This is a genomic window from Micromonospora sp. ALFpr18c (assembly GCF_008868155.1).
Taxonomy (GTDB): Bacteria; Actinomycetota; Actinomycetes; order Mycobacteriales; family Micromonosporaceae; genus Micromonospora.
This window is the reverse complement of the sequence record NZ_WBKR01000539.1, coordinates 1-283: the sequence shown is the minus strand read 5'-3', so window position 1 is coordinate 283 and position 283 is coordinate 1. Positions and strand designations below refer to the sequence as shown.

1 pseudogene is annotated in these 283 nt (G+C 76.7%); it reads left to right on the top strand.

Going from position 1 to position 283, the window contains the following annotated elements:
- Positions 1-283 (top strand): annotated as a pseudogene (locus F8271_RS31960) (oxidoreductase); the annotation flags it as partial.

The window sequence follows — 283 nt, the reverse complement described above, 5'->3', positions numbered from 1 at the left end:
CGCCGGGGCGTTGCCCGGGCTGAGCGAACTCTGGCCCAAGGCCCCCCGGCAGGCCCTCGCCAAGCTGCACGTCCTCGCCGCCCGCGACATCGTGCCGGAGGCCGAGCTGGGCCGTCCGGTGACCGACCCGGTGGTGGCCACCCGGTTGGACGGCCTGGCCGGGCTGGTCGCCGGTGGCACGAAGGTGTCGCCGCTGGTGCTCGCCGCCGTCGTACACGGGGAGTTGCTGAACCTACGCCCGTTCGCCGGTCCGTCCGGCGTGGTGGCCCGCGGTGCCGCCCGC